Annotated in this window: 18 protein-coding genes and 1 pseudogene; 11 read left to right on the plus strand and 8 right to left on the minus strand. The window is 62.4% G+C overall.

The window, feature by feature from the left end; translation table 11 throughout:
* The first annotated feature begins 90 nt into the window (after positions 1 to 90).
* The 11 genes from C9427_RS12760 to C9427_RS12810 all read left to right on the plus strand — a co-directional run bounded on the left by C9427_RS12760 (position 91) and on the right by C9427_RS12810 (position 11,739).
* Entirely contained in the window at positions 91 to 1,197 is a 1,107-nt protein-coding gene (locus C9427_RS12760; RefSeq protein WP_107649524.1) for an ABC transporter substrate-binding protein, read from the plus strand.
* Positions 1,198 to 1,261: 64 nt separating this feature from the next.
* A complete protein-coding gene (locus C9427_RS12765; protein WP_107649525.1) occupies positions 1,262 to 2,176 on the plus strand; it encodes an ABC transporter permease in 915 nt (304 codons plus the stop codon).
* The gene (locus tag C9427_RS12770; protein WP_107649526.1) at positions 2,173 to 2,964 is read left to right on the plus strand and encodes an ABC transporter permease; all 792 of its coding nucleotides are present in this window, start codon (positions 2,173 to 2,175) and stop codon (positions 2,962 to 2,964) included. Before C9427_RS12765 ends, C9427_RS12770 begins: the two co-directional genes overlap by 4 nt.
* 11 nt (positions 2,965 to 2,975) lie before the next feature.
* Positions 2,976 to 4,040 (plus strand): ABC transporter ATP-binding protein, encoded by a 1,065-nt coding sequence (locus C9427_RS12775; protein WP_107649527.1) that lies wholly within the window; start codon positions 2,976 to 2,978, stop codon positions 4,038 to 4,040.
* Positions 4,041 to 4,436: 396 nt separating this feature from the next.
* A complete protein-coding gene (locus C9427_RS12780) occupies positions 4,437 to 5,312 on the plus strand; it encodes a class I SAM-dependent methyltransferase (RefSeq protein ID WP_245437067.1) in 876 nt (291 codons plus the stop codon).
* Positions 5,302 to 6,084: a methyltransferase domain-containing protein gene (locus C9427_RS12785; protein ID WP_107649528.1), complete on the plus strand. Its 783-nt coding sequence runs from the start codon at positions 5,302 to 5,304 to the stop codon at positions 6,082 to 6,084. The genes C9427_RS12780 and C9427_RS12785 overlap by 11 nt, the downstream gene beginning before the upstream one ends.
* A gap of 27 nt (positions 6,085 to 6,111) precedes the next feature.
* Positions 6,112 to 7,062: an NAD-dependent epimerase/dehydratase family protein gene (locus C9427_RS12790; RefSeq protein WP_107649529.1), complete on the plus strand. Its 951-nt coding sequence runs from the start codon at positions 6,112 to 6,114 to the stop codon at positions 7,060 to 7,062.
* A 17-nt stretch (positions 7,063 to 7,079) separates the two neighbouring features.
* Positions 7,080 to 8,252 carry a glycosyltransferase family 4 protein gene (locus C9427_RS12795; RefSeq protein WP_107649530.1) on the plus strand — a complete coding sequence of 391 codons (1,173 nt, stop codon included), beginning with the start codon at positions 7,080 to 7,082 and terminating at the stop codon, positions 8,250 to 8,252.
* 68 nt (positions 8,253 to 8,320) lie between these two features.
* Positions 8,321 to 9,871 carry a cation:proton antiporter gene (locus C9427_RS12800; protein ID WP_107649531.1) on the plus strand — a complete coding sequence of 517 codons (1,551 nt, stop codon included), beginning with the start codon at positions 8,321 to 8,323 and terminating at the stop codon, positions 9,869 to 9,871.
* Between the two features lie 103 nt (positions 9,872 to 9,974).
* Positions 9,975 to 10,886 (plus strand): endonuclease/exonuclease/phosphatase family protein, encoded by a 912-nt coding sequence (locus C9427_RS12805; RefSeq protein ID WP_107649532.1) that lies wholly within the window; start codon positions 9,975 to 9,977, stop codon positions 10,884 to 10,886.
* Between the two features lie 7 nt (positions 10,887 to 10,893).
* A complete protein-coding gene (locus C9427_RS12810; RefSeq protein ID WP_107649533.1) occupies positions 10,894 to 11,739 on the plus strand; it encodes an EamA family transporter in 846 nt (281 codons plus the stop codon).
* Between the two features lie 64 nt (positions 11,740 to 11,803).
* Here C9427_RS12810 and C9427_RS12815 read toward each other — a convergent pair whose 3' ends face one another.
* The 8 genes and pseudogenes from C9427_RS12815 to C9427_RS12850 all read right to left on the minus strand — a co-directional run bounded on the left by C9427_RS12815 (position 11,804) and on the right by C9427_RS12850 (position 20,484).
* Positions 11,804 to 13,021 carry an MFS transporter gene (locus C9427_RS12815; protein WP_107649534.1) on the minus strand — a complete coding sequence of 406 codons (1,218 nt, stop codon included), beginning with the start codon at positions 13,019 to 13,021 and terminating at the stop codon, positions 11,804 to 11,806.
* A gap of 90 nt (positions 13,022 to 13,111) precedes the next feature.
* Positions 13,112 to 13,429 (minus strand): Dabb family protein, encoded by a 318-nt coding sequence (locus C9427_RS12820; RefSeq protein WP_107649535.1) that lies wholly within the window; start codon positions 13,427 to 13,429, stop codon positions 13,112 to 13,114.
* A gap of 83 nt (positions 13,430 to 13,512) precedes the next feature.
* Positions 13,513 to 15,171: pseudogene (locus tag C9427_RS12825) on the minus strand (GMC family oxidoreductase).
* Between the two features lie 12 nt (positions 15,172 to 15,183).
* Positions 15,184 to 15,945 (minus strand): 3-ketoacyl-ACP reductase, encoded by a 762-nt coding sequence (locus C9427_RS12830; protein ID WP_107649536.1) that lies wholly within the window; start codon positions 15,943 to 15,945, stop codon positions 15,184 to 15,186.
* Positions 15,942 to 17,459 carry a GMC oxidoreductase gene (locus tag C9427_RS12835; RefSeq protein WP_107649537.1) on the minus strand — a complete coding sequence of 506 codons (1,518 nt, stop codon included), beginning with the start codon at positions 17,457 to 17,459 and terminating at the stop codon, positions 15,942 to 15,944. The genes C9427_RS12830 and C9427_RS12835 overlap by 4 nt, the downstream gene beginning before the upstream one ends.
* Before the next feature lie 4 nt (positions 17,460 to 17,463).
* Positions 17,464 to 18,579 carry an ABC transporter ATP-binding protein gene (locus tag C9427_RS12840; protein WP_107649538.1) on the minus strand — a complete coding sequence of 372 codons (1,116 nt, stop codon included), beginning with the start codon at positions 18,577 to 18,579 and terminating at the stop codon, positions 17,464 to 17,466.
* 4 nt (positions 18,580 to 18,583) lie between these two features.
* Positions 18,584 to 19,528: a carbohydrate ABC transporter permease gene (locus C9427_RS12845; protein ID WP_107649539.1), complete on the minus strand. Its 945-nt coding sequence runs from the start codon at positions 19,526 to 19,528 to the stop codon at positions 18,584 to 18,586.
* Positions 19,525 to 20,484 (minus strand): carbohydrate ABC transporter permease, encoded by a 960-nt coding sequence (locus C9427_RS12850; protein ID WP_107649540.1) that lies wholly within the window; start codon positions 20,482 to 20,484, stop codon positions 19,525 to 19,527. Before C9427_RS12850 ends, C9427_RS12845 begins: the two co-directional genes overlap by 4 nt.
* Positions 20,485 to 20,593 lie beyond the last annotated feature (109 nt).

Raw genomic sequence — 20,593 nt, forward strand, 5'->3', positions numbered from 1 at the left:
ATCGCTTTCACACAGCTTTCATCTGGCTGTCACACGAAAACGATACCGCATCGCAGGCGTCCAATGGCGTCAGTTCAACGGAGAGAACAAATGTTCAATTTCACGGGGAGACTGCTTTCCCTTTCGGCCGCGGCGCTGCTTGCGTCGACGGTGATTTCGTCCGCCGATGCGATGGACGATCTCGTCAAGGCCGCGAAAGCAGAGGGTCAGCTTACCACGATCGCGCTGCCGCATGACTGGTGCGGCTATGGCGCTGTCATCGACGGCTTCAAGGCGAAGTATCCGGAAATCACCATCAACGAGCTCAATCCCGATGCCGGCTCCGGCGACGAGATCGAGGCGATCAAGGCCAACAAGGACAACAAGGGCCCACAGGCGCCCGACGTCATCGATGTCGGCCTGTCCTTCGGTCCGACCGCCAAGGCCGATGGCCTGCTGATGCCCTACAAGGTGTCGACCTGGGACTCGATCCCCGACAGCGCCAAGGATGCCGATGGCGCCTGGTACGGCGACTATTACGGCGTGCTGGCGATGATGGTGAACAAGGATCTGGTCAAGGAAGCGCCGGCCGACTGGGCTGACCTTTTGAAGCCAGAATTCGCCAATGCCGTCGCCCTCGCCGGCGATCCGCGTGCTTCGAACCAGGCGATCCAGGCTGTCTACGCAGCCGGCCTTTCGTCCGGTGCGGCCGCTGGCGAAGCCGCTGGCACCGCCGGTCTCGACTTCTTCAAGAAGCTCAATGCCGCCGGCAATTTCGTGCCGGTCATCGGCAAGCCGGCAACGCTGGCTCAGGGCCAGACTCCGATCCTGATCAACTGGGACTACAATGCGCTTGCCGGTCGCGACACGCTGAAAGGCAACCCGCCGGTCGACGTCGTCGTGCCGAAGACCGGTGTCGTCGCCGGCGTCTACGTGCAGGCGATCAGCGCCTATGCGCCGCATCCGAACGCTGCCAAGCTCTGGATGGAATATCTCTATTCCGACGAAGGCCAGATCGGTTGGCTGAAGGGCTATTGCCACCCGATCCGCTTCAACGATCTCGCCAAGAACGGCAAGATCCCGGCCGACGTGCTGGCCAAGCTGCCGCCGGCGGAATCCTATGCCTCGGCTGTCTTCCCGTCGCTCGACGAGCAGGGCAAGGCCAAGGAAGCCATCACCAAGAACTGGGATGCCGTCGTCGGCGCCAACGTCAAGTAAGTTTTGAAATCGATCCGGGCGGCTGCATGGCCGCCCGGTATCCCTCCAGGACGGTAGCCGGCGCATGACCGATCTCTCGCTTTCCGATCAGGCAATTGCCGGGAAGACCGCGCCCTCAGGCGAGGCGCGCGCCTTGCGGTTGCCGACGCAATGGCTCGGTGTCGCGCCATTCTTCATCTTCGCCATCATGTTCCTGATCCTGCCGACGCTCTATCTGATGCTTGGCGCATTCCAGAACGATGCCGGCGAATTCACGCTCGAGAACATCGCGGCATTGGCGCAGCCCTCCATCGTTGCCGCCTACTGGATCTCGATCAAGGTCAGCCTTGCCTCGGCGCTGATCGGCGCCTTTGCCGGCCTGGCGATCGCCATTGCCATCGTGCGCGGCGGCCTGCCGGACTGGATACGCTCGGCGACGCTGACCTTCTCCGGCGTGGCCTCCAATTTCGCCGGCGTGCCGCTGGCCTTCGCCTTCCTCGCCACGCTCGGCCGCCTCGGCCTGGCGACTGTGATCCTGAACACCGTGTTCGGCCTCAACATCTACGCTCACGGCTTCAACATCCTGTCGTTCTGGGGCCTGACGCTGACCTATATCTATTTCCAGATCCCGCTGATGGTGGTCATCATTGTGCCGGCGATAGACGGGCTGAAGAAGGAATGGGGCGAAGCCGCCGCCACGCTCGGAGCAACCACGGCGCAATACTGGCGCATGGTCGTCATTCCGGTGATCTGGCCGAGTTTTCTCGGCACCGTCATCCTGCTGTTTGCCAATGCGTTCGGCGCCATCGCCACCGCTTATGCGCTGACCGGCTCATCGCTCAATATCGTGCCGATCCTGCTCTACGCGCAGATCCGCGGCGACGTGCTGCACAACGCGCATCTCGGCTATGCGATCGCTTTTGGCATGATCGTCATCACCGGCCTCGCCAACGTCTTCTACATCTGGTTCCGGACCCGTTCCGAAAGGTGGCTTAAATGAAGGGCGGCAGATTCTGGGCCTGGGTCGTCTTCATCCTTGGCGCGGCCTATTTCTTCATTCCGCTGATCGCGACGGTGGAATTCTCCATGCGCATGCGGCGTGGCGCTTATTCCTTCGACGCCTACCAGATCGTGCTTGGCGATGCCCGCTTCCAGGCAACGTTCCTGTATTCGGTGGTCGCCGCCATCTTCACCATCATCCTTGGCGTGCTGATCGTGGTGCCCGCCGCCTACTGGATCCGGCTGCGGCTGCCGCAGATCAGGCCGATCGTCGAGTTCATCACGCTTCTGCCATTGGTCATCCCGGCCATTGTCATCGTCTTCGGCTACATCAGAATGTATGGCTCGAACTCGCCGCTGCCGTTCCTGGCCAGCGATATGGGCACCAATGCCTTACTGGTCGTTGGCTATGCGACCTTGGCGCTGCCCTATATGTATCGCGCGGTTGACACCGGCCTTCGCACCATCGACGTGCGCACGCTGACGGAAGCAGCACAGATCCTCGGTGCCGGCTGGGGTACAATCATCACCCGCGTCATCCTGCCCAATGTGCTGATCGCGGTGCTGTCAGGCGCTTTCCTGACCTTCGCCATCGTCATCGGCGAGTTCACCATGGCGAGCCTGCTCAACCGACCGGCCTTTGGTCCGTACCTGCAGAACATAGGCGCCAACCGCGCCTATGAGCCGGCGGCGCTCGCCATCATCGCCTTCGTCATCACCTGGGGCTGCATGTCGCTTATCCAGATCCTATCGCGCTTCGCGCCGCGATCGTCGAACCGTCCGAACTGAAAGTCAAAGCCATGGCCGAACCGTTCCTTTCCATCCAGCATGTGCGAAAATCCTTCGGCGCCACCACGGTGGTGCAGGACTTCAACCTCGATGTGGAGCCCGGAGAATTCGTCTCCTTTCTAGGACCGTCGGGCTGCGGCAAGACGACGGTGCTGCGCATGGTCGCCGGCTTCGAGGAGCCATCAGCCGGCAAGATCGTCGTGGCCGGCAAGGACATCACCCGGCTGAAGCCGAACCAGCGCAATGTCGGCATGGTGTTCCAGGCCTATGCGCTGTTTCCGAACCTGACCGTGGCGCAGAACATCGCCTTCGGGCTGAAGGTCGCCGGCATGCCCAAGGCCGATGCCGACAGGCGTGTCGCCGAGATGCTCGACATCATCAAGCTGCCGCAGATGGGCGACCGCTACCCCTACCAGCTCTCCGGCGGCCAGCAGCAGCGCATCGCGCTGGCGCGGGCGATCGCGCCGAAGCCGAAATTGCTTTTGCTCGACGAGCCTCTGTCGGCGCTCGACGCCAAGGTGCGTGTGTCGCTGCGCGAGGAAATCCGCTCGATCCAGAAGAAGCTCGGCATCACCACCATCTTCGTGACGCACGACCAGGAAGAGGCGCTGTCGATCTCGGATCGTATTGCCGTCATGTATGGCGGCAAGGCCGAGCAGGTCGGCACGCCGTTCGAGATCTACAACCGGCCAGCGACGAAATTCGTCGCCAATTTCGTCGGCACGCTCAACGTGCTTGAAGGCACCGTCACCGATGCCGCGTCCGGCAAGGTGCAAGTCAACACGCAGGAAGTCTCGCTCAAGGGCAAGCTCAACGGTTCGAAATCCGGCGACACGCTCTCGCTGGCGCTGCGGCCGGAAGCAATTTCGCTCGGCCGCCAGCCCGGCCGCGATTCCAGCCTTTCGGGCGAAATCTCGGAAGTGCATTTCCTCGGCTCGGTGATCAGGGTGCGCGTCGGCATCGGCGGCAGCACCGTATCGCTCGACACGTTCAACAGCCCGGCCACCCCGCCGCCAGCCGTCGGCGAAAAGGCCGAGATTTCGTTCTCGTCAGGCGACATGCTGGTGCTGCACTAGCTCTGAGTTTCAACAGTTTGTTCATCCGATCCGGACGGCGAGATCGAGGCCATCGAGGCTTTGCATCAGGGCGGTTCAAAGAGCGTTTATGGCAGGTATCAAACTGGAGGCGACGATCTGCCATGGACAGGCAAACCCGGGCGAGAGGTGCAGAAGGGGCAAGGAGCGTCGGCTTGACCAGATACCGTGACAATCGTCGATCGGGCGGTTATAGAGCGCGCTCGATGGTATGGGATTCCAGGCATAGCATGTGTCGTCACGGACAGAGCGCCGCTGCGGTCGGCAATCGTTGTTCATGAGCAGAAGATGCAAGCAGATCAACCGGTGCAACCGACAGGAGCAAGATATCATCGTCGACTTGCCCAGTATTGAGGTCACGGCTATTCGTTGCGCGAGGTGCTTTGGCTGATGGCCGGTAACAAATTGCTCGATTGGGAAGGTGCCGTAAACTGGTTGCTCGATCAGCCCGACCAGGCGGAACTCGCCCGCGCGGCTTACTTCGATCAGCCGACTTCCGTGCCGGCCCGCCGATATCATGGAAGCGCCGAGTTTGCCGAACTGCGCCGCTACTTGCCGAAACAGCCTGGGCGGGCCCTTGATCTCGGCGCGGGTAATGGAATCCTGTCTTTTGCGCTGGCAGTCGATGGATGGCAGGTCACTGCGGTTGAGCCGGATCCCAGCGCCTTGATCGGAGCTGGCGCGATTCGGGCGCTTGCCAAAGACACCGGCACTGCCATCGATGTCGTCGAGGCGTTCGGCGAAGCCATTCCGCTTGAAGCCGCAAATTATGATTTGGTGATCGCGCGTCAGGTCTTGCACCATGCCAACGATCTTGGGCAGTTCTGTCGCGAGATGGCGCGTCTGGCGCGACCCGGCGGACTTGTCATAACACTTCGCGACCACGTGATTTCCAGCCCGAAGCAATTGCCGGCCTTTCTCGCAAAGCATCCCCTGCATCATCTCTATGGCGGAGAGAATGCGTTTGAAGCGGGACAGTACAGGGATGCCCTGACGGGCGCGGGCCTGCGGATAAGCAAAGAACTCGGATCGTTTGCGTCCGTCATCAACTACGATCCGATGCGTCCGGATCAGGTTCGGGCTGCAATCGCCGACCGCGTTGGCAGCAAACTCTCTTTCCTGGGGCCCCCGCTGCGCGCGGGCCTGTCATTGCTGCCTTTGCAGGCGATCGGCGCTGTTGCAACTCTGTTAGACAAACGCCCCGGTCGCCTGGTGTCATTCATTTGTGAAAAGGAAGTTCGTGATGCCGGCTAAAGGAGTTGAGGACGCGCGGCCGATAGCCGTCACTGATGCCGCCGCCGATGTCTATTCGGACAGTCAATATCTTGCCAACAATCCCGACTGGCATCTGGCCGATACGGCCTGGAAGGCGCGTGAGATCGCCAGTATCCTGGAACGCAACAAGGTTGTCTGGCGCGACGCGGTCGAAGTCGGCTGCGGCAGTGGCGGCATAGTCGGCAAACTGGCCGCGAGATATCCGGGGCGACCTATTCACGGATACGATATTTCTGACGACGCCGCAAAACTCTGGCCGATGCAAAAGGCTTCCGGCGCGATCTTCCACCACGAGGATTTTCTGGCGACCAAGTCGGTGCATGACCTTGTCATGCTGATCGACGTGTTCGAGCATGTCGAAGACTATATGGGCTTTTTGCGGGCACTGCGCCCGCATGGCCGCTACCATGTTTTTCATATCCCCTTAGACCTTCACGTCCAGGGACTGGTTCGGGGAGCATACATGCATGCACGTCAGAAGGTCGGGCACCTCCACTATTTCACGCGTGAGTCAGCGCTCGCGACGCTTGAGGACACAGGCTACACGGTGGTCGACTGGCATTTTACGGATGTGGCGGGCGAGGCCAATGTCTCCACGCGGGCGCTGCGCACCAAATTGCTCAACCCGGTGCGTAAACTGATAGGCAGCGTTGCCCCCGGTGCCGGAGCGCTTTTGCTGGGCGGGTTTTCCCTCATGGTGCTTTGTCGACCGCGCGACGATGCACCCGCCCCGACAGCCAGGTCCACCTGAACTCAGACAGCCGGAGAGAAAATCCTGATGACGAACCCTCAACGCGTGCTCGTTACGGGCGGAGCCGGATTCATAGGCTGGCGGTGCTCGCGAAATCTCGCCAGCGCCGGCGCTCGGGTGTTGATCGCCGATAATCTTTCGGTCGGCATGCCGATGCCAAATATCGAGGCATGCGAGACGCGGGAGATCGACATCCGCGACAAGGACGGGATGATGGAACTGGTTGGTGATTTCAAGCCCGACACCATTGTCCATCTGGCGGCCATTCATCACATCCCGACATGCGAGCGACAGCGCGCCTATGCGCTGGACGTCAACATCGTCGGCACCGAAAATATTCTGGATGCCGCGGAAAAAGCTGGTGTCGGAACGGTCGTGCTGGCGTCCAGCGGTGCGGTGTATGATTGGGTCGATGCCCCGCTAGACGAGAATGCAACCAAGACCTGGCCCTGCGACAACTACGCACTGTCCAAGCTGACCAATGAAAGCCAGCTTCGCTTCTGGGCGGAGAGGACCGGTGGGAGAGGGCGCGTCGCCCGCATATTCAACACCATCGGCCATGACGACCCCAATGCGCATTTGATTCCGGATATCCTGAACCAGCTCTACAACGCCAAGGGCCAGGCCAGGATCGCATTGGGCAATCTGAAGCCGCGTCGCGACTATATCCACGCGGAGGATACCGCTTCCGGGGTGGCGGCCTTGGCCGGCGACATTGGCGAGGCGAATTTCGACGTCATGAATGTCGGTTCAGGCAAGGATGCATCGGTGGAGGAGCTTGTTCGCCTGATCGGAGCGGCGATGAAGGTCGATATCGAGATCGTCGAGGACAAGGAGCGCGTGCGCAGGGTCGACCGCGCAACGCAACTGGCCAAGGTGGACAAGATCGGAAATCGACTTGGCTGGTCCGCGAAGATCGGACTGCCTGCCGCTGTGACCGATATCGTTGCGCGGTTTCCTTTCAAAAAGGCAGGCTGAGGCATCGAGGGCTGAAGATGATTACCGCAGGCTTCACGCTCATCGGCCGAGGCAACTGGTCGGGTGGGGAAACTTATCTGCGCAATATGCTCGGGGTGATCTCGCATGAACTGGCGGGCAAGGTTAAGGCCAAGCTGTTCCTGACGCCGGCGCAGGCGGAAAAAATCGGCTCTTCCATGAATGCCTTTCTGGCCTCGCCGCCGATTGTCGATGCAAGGGTGGGCGGATTTGGGCGCGGACGCAGCGTCGTGCGGGCGCTGGCAACCGGCAGCGACGCCGAGGCGGCGACAATCATGCAGGCCGAAGGCGTCGACGTGGTGTTCGAGCCGGCGCAGTTTTATGGCAATCGGTTTCCGATTCCTGTTGTCTCGTGGATTCCTGATTTCCAGCACCGACGCCTGCCACACCTATTCTCGCGCTCCATGTGGTGGCGCCGCGACTTGGGATTCCGTCTGCAGACATCGGGCAGGCGCATCATCCTTTTGTCGAGCGATGACGCCAGGCGAGACTGCGAGACGTATTATCCTGCAGCACGCGGCAAGACGGCCGTGGTCCGGTTTGCGATCGATCTCGATCCGGCCCCGCATGTCGCACGGCAAGCCGATGTGATCGCGCGCTATGAGCTTCCGGAACGCTATTTCTACCTGCCGAACCAATTCTGGTCGCATAAGAATCATGCGATCGTGATCAAGGCGTTGGCGCACATCGCGGCGAATGGCGGCCTTGAGAAGGTCGCGCCGGTGATCCTGACAGGACGAACCGACAATCCGTACAATCCCCAACATTTCGAACAACTGATGGCCAGCGCCAGGGAGGCCGGCGTGTCGAGTCATTTCCGTCACCTGGGCCTTGTGCCTTACGAGGATGTGTTCGGCCTCAACGCCGCTTCCGATGCTCTCATCAATCCTTCGCTGTTCGAAGGCTGGTCAACCACGGTCGAGGAGGCCAAGGCGCTCGGCACAAGGATGCTTCTGTCGGATATCGGCCTTCACAGGGAACAGGCGCCTAACGCGACGTTCTTTCCTACCGGCGATAGCGCGGCGTTAGCGTCCGCCATGCTCACCGTCTCTCAGGGGCCGGCGCTAGTGCGTGAGACGGCCGAAAAGCTTCGCGCCGATCATGCCGCGCGCCGCCAGATCTATGCGGATGCGCTTCTTGACGCATTTCAGCGCGCCGCTGCGCGTCGCTGATTGCCCTCGGTCATGATCTAACCGTCCAGGCCCCTGCCGACAGTCGCTTTTCACGGCTATAGTTGGATATGGTCCTTTTCGAGCTCACCCTTGTTCTCCTGCTCATCGCCGTCGCGCTGACGGGACTGTCGCGGCGTCTGGAGATTCCCTATCCCTCCCTGCTGGCCTTGGCTGGGGTCGGGATTGCCTTCGTGCCTGGTGCGCCGACGATCGAGATCGACCCGGAACTGGCGCTTGCCCTGTTCATCGCGCCGGTGCTTCTGGATGCTGCATATGACACCTCGTTGCGCGACCTGAAGCGCTACCGGCTGTCGCTGGCGCTGCTGGCGCTTGGCGCCGTTGTCTTCACCACTGCGGTCGTTGCGGTCGTTGGCTGGAAGATGGCCGGTCTACCGATCGCGGCTGCCATCGCCCTTGGCGCCATCGTGGCGCCGCCGGATGCGGTGGCGGCATCTGCTGTGCTCGGGCAATTCAAGGTGCCGCACCGCATCACCGCCATCCTGCAAGGCGAAAGCCTGCTCAACGACGCCACCGCGCTGTTGATCTACCGGATCGCGGTGACAGCAGCGCTCGGCCCGATTCTGTTGAGCAGCGCTGTACCAACGATCCTGCTGTCGACGATCGGCAGCCTTGCTGCCGGTTATGTGCTTGGACGGCTCTCGCTGCTGACGCTCACTCGTATCGAGGATGCGGCCAGCAGCACGGTGGTGCAATTCGCCGGAACATTCGGGGTCTGGATCCTGGCTGACAGGCTCGGCCTTTCCGCCATCATCACCATCGTCGTCTATGCCATGACGATCGCGCGCACAGCACCGCGCCTGATGTCGGCCAGAAGACGGGTCAGCACCTATTCGGTCTGGGAGTCGGCGGTGTTCGTGCTCAACGTGCTGGCCTTCGTGCTGATGGGCCTGCAGGCACGCTCGATCCTCGGCAGGCTCTCCGGCGAAGGGCAGGGCGAGGCCTTTGTCTTTGCTGCAACGGTGCTGGTGGTGGTCGTCGTGGCGCGCCTCGTCTGGGTGACGAGTTACGTTGCGATCATAAGATGGTTTGCCCGCTTTGACGGCGAAGACAAAAGGCGGGATTTGCCGACGTTTGGCGGCGCCATGCTTGTCGGTTGGTGCGGCATGCGGGGGCTGGTGACGCTGGTGGTGGCCATTGCCCTGCCGGCGGACTTCCCCGGCCGCGATCCGATCGTGCTTGCCGCCTTCGCGGTGGTTCTGGGCACGCTGGTGCTGCAAGGGATGACACTGAAGCCGCTGCTGCGCTGGCTCAACTTCGATCCGGACACGACAGTCGATCGCGAAGTGGCGCAAGCGCGCGTTGTCATCATGGAGGCGGCCCTCAAAGTGTTGAGCGGCAAGACGTCGAATGCGGCTGCCGCCGTGCGCGAGCAATATACGGCCCAACGCGCGATTGCCGAAAACCCTGAGAACGCGCAGGCGGCAACGGAGTACGACCGGCTGCGCCTCTATGCCATCAACAGCCAGCGCGACGCCCTGGAGGAACTGCGCCGCAACGGGACGATCGGCGACGAGGCCTATCACCGGTTGGAGGAAGAGATCGACTGGTCGGAACTGGCGGCTTCGCCGGCGGGGCGGTTCCAGCCGCTGACGACTTAAAGCGCAGACAATCCGCCTCTTGGCCCAGCCCGCCATTTGCCCGGTGCATTGCGTCGTTATCGCCTAACCGCTACAGCCATCAGGAAATTGAGCCGGGTAAGCAATGAAGCTGGTCAGCTACAACATCCAGTACGGGTTCGGCAGCGATGGGCGCTATGACCTCGCGCGCTGTGCCAAGGTGGTTGCCGGCGCCGACATCATCGCGCTGCAGGAGGTTGAACGACACTGGCTGCGCACAAATGAAGACGACCAGCCGGCGCTTCTTTGCCAACTGCTGCCCGGCTACCACTGGGTCTATGGGCCGGGCTTCGACATGGATGCCAGCGAACAGCGTGATGGCCGCATCGTCAACCGGCGGCGGCAATTCGGCACGATGATCCTGTCGAAGCTGCCGATCGCCTGGTCGCGCCTGCATACGTTGCCCATGCGCCGCACGCTGCGTCCGCTCAACACCCGCAACGCCGCGCTTGAATGCATGATCCGCACGCCGGCCGGCCCTGTACGTTTCTTCTCGCTGCATCTGGCGCATATCGCCGCCGAGGAGCGGCTGGAGCAGATCGACTATCTGCTTGCCGAGCATCGCCGGTCGTCGCTTGAAGGTGGACCGTGGAGCGGTGTCGACGACGAGCCCGCGCGCAACTGGAGCAATGGCGAACCGGCGCCGGAAAACCCGCTGGCGGCGATCTGGATGGGCGACTTCAACATGGAGCCGGACAGCGCCGAATACCGGCGCATCGCCGGCGGTACGCCATACCACCGAGGCGCGGCCTACCTCGACGGCTTCGTCGATGCCGCCGCCGTCGCCCGGGAGCCGGCGGCGGACTTCCATACCCATGAGAAGATCATCGAAGGCAAGTTGGCAAAGCGCCGGCTCGACCATTGCTTCGTCGGCGGCATGTTTGCTGGACGCGTGCGCTCGGTCAGTGCCGATATCGGTGAAATCGTCTCGGACCATTTTCCGCTGCGGATCGACATCGACTTGGAAACGCCGCTCGCATTGCCTGGCGGCGGATGAGCTTGAAATGACGCTTTTCGTCTTCCTCGCGGTGCTCGCCGCCGCAGCCATGCACGCGATCTGGAACGCGCTGGTCAAGGTCCATCTCGACCGCTTCCTGTCGATCACGCTGATGACGCTCGGCATGGGCGCGGCGGCGCTGGTGGCATTGCCCTTTGTCGAGGTGCCGCAAGCACAGGTGTGGCCATATATCATCGCCTCGGTGATCTTCCACATGGGCTACAGGACGTTCCTGATCGGCGCCTACAAGGCCGGCGATTTCGCCCAGACCTATCCGCTGGCGCGCGGTACCGCGCCGCTGCTGACGGCTCTCGGCGGCATTGTGGTCGTTGCCGAGCTTCCGGCGCCGCTGGCCATTCTCGGCATTGTTCTTCTGTCGGCCGGCACACTGGTGCTGTCGTTTCGCGGCGGCGCGCATCTGGAGCGGCTGAACCTGCGCGCCGTCGGCTTTGCGCTGGGGACATCGATCTTCATCGCCAGTTATACACTGTCCGACGGCAGCGGCGCGCGGCTGGCAGCGACGGCCTCGAGCTATGCGGCATGGCTGTTCGTCTGCGATGCGCTGGGGGCGCTGGTGCTGTGTGTCATCTTCCGCGGGCCGCAGGCGCTGCCGGTGCTGGCGCGCGACTGGAAGGCGGGAGCGTATACCGGCGTGCTCAGCGGCGCTGCCTACTGGATCGTGATGTGGGCGATGACCAAGGCGCCGATCGCCTCGGTGGCCTCGCTGCGCGAGACATCGATCCTGTTCGCCATGATGATCTCGGTGTTCGCGCTTGGCGAGAAGATGACGGCATGGCGTGGCGCGGCCGTACTCAGCATCGTTGCCGGCGTCGTGGCGCTCAGGCTTGGCTGAGCATGATCCCGAAAAGTTGCAGACTTTTCGGAAAAAGATCATGCGTAAAAAAGCCGCCAATACTTCAGCCGAGCACCGTCATCACCTGGCCGCGCCTTTCCGGGCTGAAGCGGATGACGACGATGATGCAGACGGCGACCACGCCGGCAAAAAGGGCCAACGCGTATCCGTAGCTGCTGCCGGGGCTCTCGGCGATGCCCGCCTGATACGGACCGCCATAGGACGCCGCAAGGTTGCCGGCCTGGTAGATGAAGCCGGGCAAGGTCGCACGCACGGCGCCGGGCGAAAGCTCGTTGAGATGGACCGGGATGACGCCCCAGGCGCCCTGGACCGCGACCTGCATGACAAAGGCGCCGATGGCCAGCATGAAGGGGGTGGTGCTGTAAGCCCACAATGGAATCGACGGCAAGGCGATCAGGCAAGCGATGGTGATCGCATTGACGCGGCCGATCTTCTCGGAAAGCGCGCCGAACGCCAGGCCGCCGACGATGGCGCCGATGTTGGCGACGATGGTGATCCAGCTCACCGTATGGGGATCGAAGCCGTGCTGCTTCTTCAGGAAGGTTGGATAGAGATCCTGCGTGCCATGGCTGAAGAAATTGAAGAACATCATCAGCACGACGGCATAGAGGGCGACGCCCCAGTGCTTCTGCAGCGTTTCGAGGAGCCCTGGTCTGGCCGCCTTCCGGGCATCGACGAATGCCGGCGATTCCGGCACATGCGAGCGGATGAACAGGACGATCAGAGCCGGCACGAAGCTGAGCAGGAACATGGCGCGCCAGCCGATCGTGTAGCCAGCGATCGTGTGCTGATAGAGCAGCCCGTAGACCACTGCCGCCAGCAGGTAGCCGGCCGGGTAGCCGCATTGCAGGATCCCCGAAACCATGCCGCGCGCGCTGGGCGGGATGGATTCCATGGCCAGCGAGCTGCCAAGCCCCCACTCACCGCCCATGGCGATGCCGAACAAGGCGCGCAGCGCCAGGAAGATGCCGAGATTGGGCGAGAAAGCGGCCAGCGCGCCGATCACCGAATAGCTGACGATGTTGAGCATGAGGATGGGCTTGCGCCCATATTTGTCGGCAAGCATGCCGAAGAAGAATGCGCCGATGAAGCGGGTCGCCAGGGTCAGGAACAGCGCCTTGGAGACCGCCGGTACGTCGGTCCGAAATTCAGCTGCAATATCGGTGAGCAGGAATGTCAGAAGGAAGAAATCGAAGGCGTCGAGCGTCCAGCCCAGAAACGACGCCAGGACGGTTTTCTTCTGCTGAGAATTGAGGTTCAAGGCGTTGCTCCTTTGCCACCCGGAGGCACGATATGTCGCCCGGTTCGCAAAAGAGAACGGCCTGTCAGCCGGTTTTCGATAAACCGGCGGTCACTTTTCCGTAAGATCGAGATCGAACACCATCAGCCCATCGGTGCCGCCTTCGAGCGCCGCGACCAGTCGTGCGCCGGCCCGCTGATGCGCTTCGTGCACGAGATAGGCATCGCGTGCCGCGCTGTCGCGAAAGTCGATGGTGAAGCCGTGGCCGAAGCCGCGTGCGAACGGCTCGGGGCTGACATTGGCGCTGAACTCGACCTCGGCCATGCCTGAGATCACCGAGCGCAGTGCTTCGAGGTCGGCATGGATCGCCGCGCGCTCGGCGTCGGGAACGTCGTTGCGGAATCTGACGAAGACACAATGCCTGATCATTTTTCTACTCCCTACACTGCGCAGCGCATGACCCTGAAAACCGGAATCGGTTTTCGGAAAGGATCATGCGCAAAATCAAAGTGCTACAGCGTCGTTTGCGCGTCCATAGGACGCGCGGCGCAGTAGTTGCCTGAGAAGACCGCCGGCGGCAGCGGCTCGCGGCCGAGGATCAGGTCGGCGCCCTTTTCGCCGACCATGATCGTTGGCGCATTGGTGTTGGAGGAAGGGATGCGCGGCATCACCGAGGTGTCGCAAACCCGCAAGCCCTCGATGCCGCGCAACCTGAGATCGGGCGTCACCACGGCCATATCGTCGTGGCCCATGCGGCAGGTGCCGACAGGGTGGTGATCGGTCTTGGAGCTGCGGCAGGCATAGTCGAACAGCTCCTCGCCGCTCTGCAGGGCAGGGGCCGGCAGCACTTCGCGCAACACGTAAGGGGCAAGCGCCTTCTGCCGCATGATCTCGCGCGCCAGCCTTAGCCCCTTGATCGACATGTCGCGGTCGTAAGGGTCCGACCAGTAGTTCGGGTCGATCAGAGGATGGTCGGCCGGGTCGGCGCTTTTCAGCCGCACCGTGCCGCGCGAGCGCGGGCGCAGGAACGCCGAGTTCAACGTCACGCCGGGATTCCTCAGCTTCTCGACGCCGGCCTCGATGCCGGAGCCGAGGCCGAGATGGAACTGGATGTCGGGCGAGGCAGCAGTCGGATCGGCGTACCAGAAGCCGCCGGTCTCAAACAGGCTGGAGGCGACCGGGCCTTTCTTCAGCAGCAGATACTGCAGGCCGGCCCAGGCGGTCCGGTGCAGCTTGGCGTAGTTGTCATAGGTGTGGTCGCCGGTGCATTCGGCGATGACAAACAGGTCGAGATGGTCCTGCATGTTGGAACCGACGCCGGGTAGGTCATGGACCGGCGTCACGCCAACCGATTTCAGGTGGTCGGCCGGGCCGATGCCGGATTGCATCAGCAGCTTCGGCGAGCCGATGGCGCCGGACGAGATGATCACTTCGCGTTCGGCGCGCAGGATTTTCTTCTCGCCGCCCGGCCTGTCGACGATCTCGACACCGATGGCGCGGCCTTTCTCGATGACGATGCGCGTCACCAGAACATCTGTTCTGACAGTCAGATTCTTGCGCGCGCGGATCGGCCTGAGATAGGCGACCGAAGCGGAGGAGCGTTTGGCGTCCTTCTGCGTCAATTGATAATAGCCGACGCCTTCCTGGCTGATACCATTGAAATCCGGGTTGAAGGGGATGCCCATCTCCTGGCCGGCGCGGAAATAGGCCTCGCAGATCGGCAGCGGCGCAATCGGATTGGAGACGCCGAGCGGACCCTGGTCGCCATGAAAATCGTTGGCGTAACGCTGGTTGTTCTCGGCGCGCTTGAAATAGGGCAGCACGTCGCGATAGCCCCAGCCGGCAAGGCCTTCCTCCTTCTACCAGGCGTCGTAGTCGCGGGCGTTGCCGCGCGTGTAGATCTGGGCGTTGATCGAGGAGCCGCCGCCGATGACCTTGGCCTGCGTGTACCAGAAGACGCGGTCCTTCATGTGCTTTTGCGGCACCGTCGACCAGCCCCAGGAGGCGATGCCCTTGGTCATCTTGGCGAAGCCGGCCGGCATATGGATCAGCGGATGCCAGTCCTTGCCGCCGGCTTCGAGCAGCAGCACGGAGTTCGAGGGATCCTCGCTTAGCCGGTTGGCGAGAACGCAACCGGCCGGGCCGGCGCCAACGATGATGTAGTCGGTCATGGCGTCACCTGTTCACAGCCTCGGCACGGACAGCGCGCCGTCGACATTGATGATCGATCCCGTCGAAAAGCCGAGTTTCCCGCTGGCGAGTGCCGCGACCACGGCGCCGACATCGTAAGCCTCACCCCAGCGCCTGGCCGGCACCAGCCCGTCATCGATCAGTGCGTCATATTTGGCAGTGACGCCCGAGGTCATGTCGGTGCGGATAATGCCTGGCCGTACTTCGAATACGCCAATATTTTCGGCTGCGAGCCTGAGCGCCAGGTTCTTCACCCACATCGAAAGCCCGGCCTTGGAAATGCAGTAGTCCGACCGTTCCGGCGAAGCCATTTCGGCGCTGACCGAGGTGACCGTGATGATCGATTTCGCATGATCGCTTGACGTGGCAAGCATTGCCTTGGCGACGGCCTGGCTGAGGAAGACGGTGCCGCGCAGATTGATGCCCAGCGTGCGGTCGAAATTCTCTGGCTTCAGCTCCAGCAGGTCGCCGCGCACGACCGCGCCGACGCCGGCATTGCTGACCAGACAGTCGATGCGGCCGAAGGCGCGCATGGCGGCACCGATAAGCGTTGTGTGATCGGAAAGGTTGGCAATATCACAGCGATGGTAGGCGAACGCTGCACCACGCGTCGTGATGTTCTCTATAAGCCGTTTGGCGGGGTCGTCGGCAAGATCGGCGACCATGATGTCGAAGCCGGCATCCGCGAGCGCCTCGGCGCAGGCCAGCCCAATGCCGCGCGCGCCGCCGGTGACGATGGCCGCCGGGCGGGTCATGCGACAAGCTCCGTCTTGCGGATATGGTCGGCGACGCGCAGTGCTTGCGCGGCGATCGACAAGGCCGGGTTCACAGCCGCCGAGTTCGGCAGAAAGCTCCCGTCGACGACGAACAAGTTCTTATGGTCGAACGAGCGGCAGAACGGATCGAGCGGCGACGTCGCCGGATCGTCGCCCATCTTCACCGTGCCGCACTGGTGCGAAGGCGTGCGCTTGTCGAAGGCGCGAGAGAGCACGATCGGGTAACCGCAGGCGCGAAAATTCTCGCGCATCACCTTGGTCAGCCCGTCGAGCGACTGCATGTTGGAGCGCCGCCATTGCATGACGATGTCCTTGCCGTCGACCATGATGCGGCTTTCCGGATCGGGCAGGTCCTCGCACATCAGGTACCAGTCGACAGCATGGCCGGCCATGAAATCGAGCGCGAATTTGGGTGCGAATTTGACATTGGCCTTGAGGATGTTGCCGTCGATCTTGCCGAGAAGCTGGACGTTGCCGAGCGGCTTGCCGCCCTTGCCGTCGGACAGATAATAGTCGTTCAGCATCAGCGTCTTCTGGTAGACGGCATCATTCCTGCGGCGCGGATCGATCGCCAGCATGGCGCTCGAATTGTGGTTCATGAAGTTACGGCCGACCTGGTCGGAGTGGTTGGCGAGGCCCTTGCCGCTTCCCTTGCCGTTGTTGGGCGAGGGCGAGCGCAACAGGATGACAGCGGAATTGACCGCGCCGGCCGAAAGGATAACCAGCTTCGGCGATACTTTCTTCAGCGCTCCACTCTGGCGGTAGTGTACGGCGGCAACGTTCTTGCCGTCCGCCGAGGCTTCGAGATACTCGACATAGGCGCCGGTCTCGAGCCGGATGTTGGTGTCTGTCAGCGCCGCCGTGAGTGGCCCTGACTGTGCGTCGATCTTGCCCGTGCCGGTGTTAGGGAAAGCATCCCAGCCCGTCTTGCCGTCCTTCAGCCAGGCTTCGATGTCGACGCCGAGCGGCAATGACGCCGGATGCAGGCCAAGGCCTTTCAGCTCGGCGCGAGCGCGGGCAATGGGTGCCTCGTCGGGAACCGGCTTGAACGCATAGGGAATAGAGTGGAACGGCTCGGTCGGATCCTCGCCGAGCGCGCCACGGACGCGAAACAATTGTTCGGCCTTCGAATACCAGGGCTCGAACTCGTCATAGGAAAACGGCCAGGCCGGCGACACGCCGCCGAAATGTTCCATGGCGAAGAAATCTTCACGGCGGTAACGGATCAGCACGGCGCCGTAGAACTTCGAATTGCCGCCGACATAGTAATAATTGCCGGGGTTGAAGGCGGCACCTCCGGCCTCGCGCCACATCTCCTTTGGCCGGTAGTGGCCGTCGACGAAGATGGCGCGGGTGTCGCGCGTATGCGGTGTCGCCGGCAGCTTCTCGCCACGCTCCAGCATCAGGATCGAAGCGCCGCTGCCGGCCAGGCCCGAGGCGATCGTGGCGCCGCCGATGCCGGAGCCGATGATGACGATGTCCGGGTTGCTCATGGCGCTAAAGGATGCGGTTCTCGGTCGCCGGGTCGAAGAACACCGCCTTGGTCAGGTTGAAGGCGAGCGGCGTCATCGTTCCCGGCTGGATCTTGGCGTCGGCGCGCAGCCGCGCCACCACGGCCTTGCCGCCGAGATTGGTGACGGCGAAAGTGTCGGAGCCGGCCGGCTCGATCACCTCGATATGGCAGTCGGCGGTGGCGATGTTCGAGGCGTTGCGCTCGGCCCCTTCCGGATCGGTCAGCGCTTCGGGGCGGACACCGAAGATGACCGGCTTGCCCTGGAATGCCGAGAGGCCTGCCGGCGGTTTGGCGAGCGGCAGCGAGATCGGCTCGCGCCCGTCGCGCTGCAGCACCACCGACAGTCCGCCGCCATTGCCGCCGATCGTCGCCGGCACCAGGTTCATCGCCGGAGAGCCCATGAAGTCGGCGACGAAGATATTGGTCGGATTGTTGTAGATCTCGGCCGGCGTGCCGAACTGCTGCACCTCGCCGTCGCGCATCACTGCGATCTTGGTGGCCAGCGTCATCGCCTCGATCTGGTCATGGGTAACATAGACGATCGTGGTGCCGGTGGTGGCGTGCAGGCGCTTGATCTCGATGCGCATGTCGACACGCAGCTTGGCGTCGAGATTGGACAAAGGTTCGTCGAACAGAAACAGCTTGGGGTCGCGTACCAGCGCGCGGCCCATGGCGACGCGCTGGCGCTGGCCGCCGGAAAGCTGGCTCGGCTTGCGCTGCAAGAGGTGGCCGATCTGCAGCACCTTGGCCACCTTGTCGATCGCCTTCTGGCGTTCGGCAGCGGGTACGCCGCGCATCTCCATGCCGAAGGCGATGTTTCCGGCCACCGTCATGTTCGGATAGAGCGCATAGCTCTGGAACACCATGGCGATGTCGCGCTTCGACGGATGCAGATCGTTAATCGTGCGGCCATCGACGCGGATCTCGCCTTCGGTGATGGTTTCCAGACCGGCGATGGTGTTGAGCAAGGTCGACTTGCCGCAGCCGGACGGACCGACCAGCACGAGGAAGCCGCCCTTTTCGAGATCGACGTCGATGCCTTTCAGGATCTCGACCGATCCGAACCGCTTCTTCAGCCCATCAATTTCCAGAAAAGCCATCCGATTATCCTTTGACGGCGCCGGCCATCAGGCCGCGCACGAAGTAGCGGCCAGCGAGCACGTAGACGAGGAGGGTCGGCAGTGCCGCGATCATCGCGGCCGCCATGTTGACGTTGTATTCGACGACGCCGGTCGAGGTGTTGACGACGTTGTTCAGCGCCACCGTCATCGGCATGGAGTCGCCGGTGCCGGCATAGGCGGAGGCGAACAGGAAGTCGTTCCAGATGTTGGTGAACTGGTAGATCACGGTGACGACGAAGATAGGCATCGAGTTCGGCAGCATGATGCGCCGGAAGATCTGGAAGAAGGAGGCGCCATCGACCTGCGCCGCCTTGATCAGTTCGGTCGGGAACGCTTCGTAGTAGTTGCGGAAGAACAGCGTGGTAAAGCCAAGGCCGTAGACGACGTGGACGAAGACCAGGTTGACGGTCGGATTGCCCAGCCCGAACGTCAGTCCGGTGGCATTCTGCAGCGTCACGCCAAAACGGCCGAGGCTGCCGAGGATCGTCGCCATCGGCAACAGCACCGACTGGAACGGGATGAAGCAGGCAAACAGCATCAGCCCGAACACCAGCGTGTGGCCGCGGAAGCGCCATTTGGTCAGGACATAGCCGTTGAGCGCGCCGAGCAGCGTCGAGATCAGCACCGCAGGAACCACCATCTTGATGGAGTTCCAGAAATAGCCCTTGATGCCGGCGCAGGTCAGGCCGACGCAGGTCTCGCCCCACGCTTTCAGCCATGGCTCGAAGGTCGGCGCCCTGGGCAAGGACAGCATGTTGCCGTTCTGGATCTCATCCATGGTCTTGAACGAGGTCACCAGCATGACGAACAGCGGCATCAGGTAGAACAGCGCGAACAGCGCCAGGAGCCCGTAGATGACGATGCGGTTCAGGGTCTTGGTGTTGGTGCCGCCGGTATCCTGGCGAGCGGTCGTGGTGACGACGCTCATCGCGGCTTCTCCCTGAGCTCGGAATAGAGATAGGGGACGATGATCGCGGTGATGGTCATCAGCATGATCACGGCGCTGGCCGAGCCGACGGCCATCTCGTTGCGCTTGAAAGTGTACTCATACATGAAGTTGGACGGCAGCCAGGCCGAGCCGCCCGGGCCGCCGCTGGTGAGTGCTACGACCAGATCGTAGGACTTGATGGCAAGGTGCGCGAGCACGATGAAGGCCGAGAGGAACACCGGCCTGAGCAACGGGATGACGATGCGGCGGTACAGCTGGAAAGTGGTGGCGCCATCGATCTGCGCCGCCTTCATGATCTCGCCGTCGATGCCGCGCAGGCCGGCCAGGAACATCGCCATGATGAAGCCGGAGGCCTGCCAGACGCCGGCGATGACCACCGTGTAGATGACGAAATCCTTGTTCTTGATCCAGTCGAAATGGAAGCTCGTCCAGCCCCATTGATGCAACGTCTGCTCGAGGCCGAGACCGGGGTCGAGGAACCATTTCCAGGCAACACCGGTGACGATGAAGGACAGCGCCATCGGGTAGAGATAGATAGGCCTCAGCATGCCTTCGCCGCGGATCTTCTGATCGAGCAGGATCGCCAGGAACAGGCCGAGCGCCAGGCAGATGAAGATGTAGAGAAAGCCGAAGATGCCCATGTTGGTGATCGAGGTGTACCAGCTCGACGGCGGATCGCTCTCGAAGGTCCAGCGCCAGAGCCGCTGATAGGCGCGCGGCCCGGTGATCGCGTAGGACGGGAAGGTCTTGGAATTGGTAAAGGACAGATAGATCGTCCACAGGATGAAGCCGTAGACGAAGACGATGGTGGCGGCGAAACTCGGCGCCAGCACGATCTTCGGCAAGGCGTCCTGCAGGCGCGAGCGCACCGAGGCGCTCGGGCGGCTGTCATGCTCCGGCGTCAGCGTCATACTGGTTTCAGCAACAGTGCTCATCGGTTCATCCCGTTTCGTGCGCCTGTCCCGGCGAGGCCAGGGACAGGATAGCGCAAGCGGAGCCCTGGGATCGCGGATTGGCCGGCACATAAGTGCGCAGACCAGGACA

Origin of the sequence: Mesorhizobium helmanticense, from assembly GCF_003034915.1 — a bacterium.
GTDB lineage: Bacteria > Pseudomonadota > Alphaproteobacteria > Rhizobiales > Rhizobiaceae > Mesorhizobium > Mesorhizobium helmanticense.

Coding starts and splice junctions, on each gene's coding strand:
- C9427_RS12790 (WP_107649529.1), top strand. CDS start 6,112: ATGACGAACCCTCAACGCGTGCTCGTTACGGGCGGAGCCGGATTCATA.
- C9427_RS12765 (WP_107649525.1), top strand. CDS start 1,262: ATGACCGATCTCTCGCTTTCCGATCAGGCAATTGCCGGGAAGACCGCG.
- C9427_RS12830 (WP_107649536.1), bottom strand. CDS start 15,945: ATGACCCGCCCGGCGGCCATCGTCACCGGCGGCGCGCGCGGCATTGGG.
- C9427_RS12770 (WP_107649526.1), top strand. CDS start 2,173: ATGAAGGGCGGCAGATTCTGGGCCTGGGTCGTCTTCATCCTTGGCGCG.
- C9427_RS12760 (WP_107649524.1), top strand. CDS start 91: ATGTTCAATTTCACGGGGAGACTGCTTTCCCTTTCGGCCGCGGCGCTG.
- C9427_RS12850 (WP_107649540.1), bottom strand. CDS start 20,484: ATGAGCACTGTTGCTGAAACCAGTATGACGCTGACGCCGGAGCATGAC.
- C9427_RS12840 (WP_107649538.1), bottom strand. CDS start 18,579: ATGGCTTTTCTGGAAATTGATGGGCTGAAGAAGCGGTTCGGATCGGTC.
- C9427_RS12795 (WP_107649530.1), top strand. CDS start 7,080: ATGATTACCGCAGGCTTCACGCTCATCGGCCGAGGCAACTGGTCGGGT.
- C9427_RS12835 (WP_107649537.1), bottom strand. CDS start 17,459: ATGAGCAACCCGGACATCGTCATCATCGGCTCCGGCATCGGCGGCGCC.
- C9427_RS12805 (WP_107649532.1), top strand. CDS start 9,975: ATGAAGCTGGTCAGCTACAACATCCAGTACGGGTTCGGCAGCGATGGG.
- C9427_RS12820 (WP_107649535.1), bottom strand. CDS start 13,429: ATGATCAGGCATTGTGTCTTCGTCAGATTCCGCAACGACGTTCCCGAC.
- C9427_RS12845 (WP_107649539.1), bottom strand. CDS start 19,528: ATGAGCGTCGTCACCACGACCGCTCGCCAGGATACCGGCGGCACCAAC.
- C9427_RS12785 (WP_107649528.1), top strand. CDS start 5,302: ATGCCGGCTAAAGGAGTTGAGGACGCGCGGCCGATAGCCGTCACTGAT.
- C9427_RS12800 (WP_107649531.1), top strand. CDS start 8,321: ATGGTCCTTTTCGAGCTCACCCTTGTTCTCCTGCTCATCGCCGTCGCG.
- C9427_RS12775 (WP_107649527.1), top strand. CDS start 2,976: ATGGCCGAACCGTTCCTTTCCATCCAGCATGTGCGAAAATCCTTCGGC.
- C9427_RS12810 (WP_107649533.1), top strand. CDS start 10,894: ATGACGCTTTTCGTCTTCCTCGCGGTGCTCGCCGCCGCAGCCATGCAC.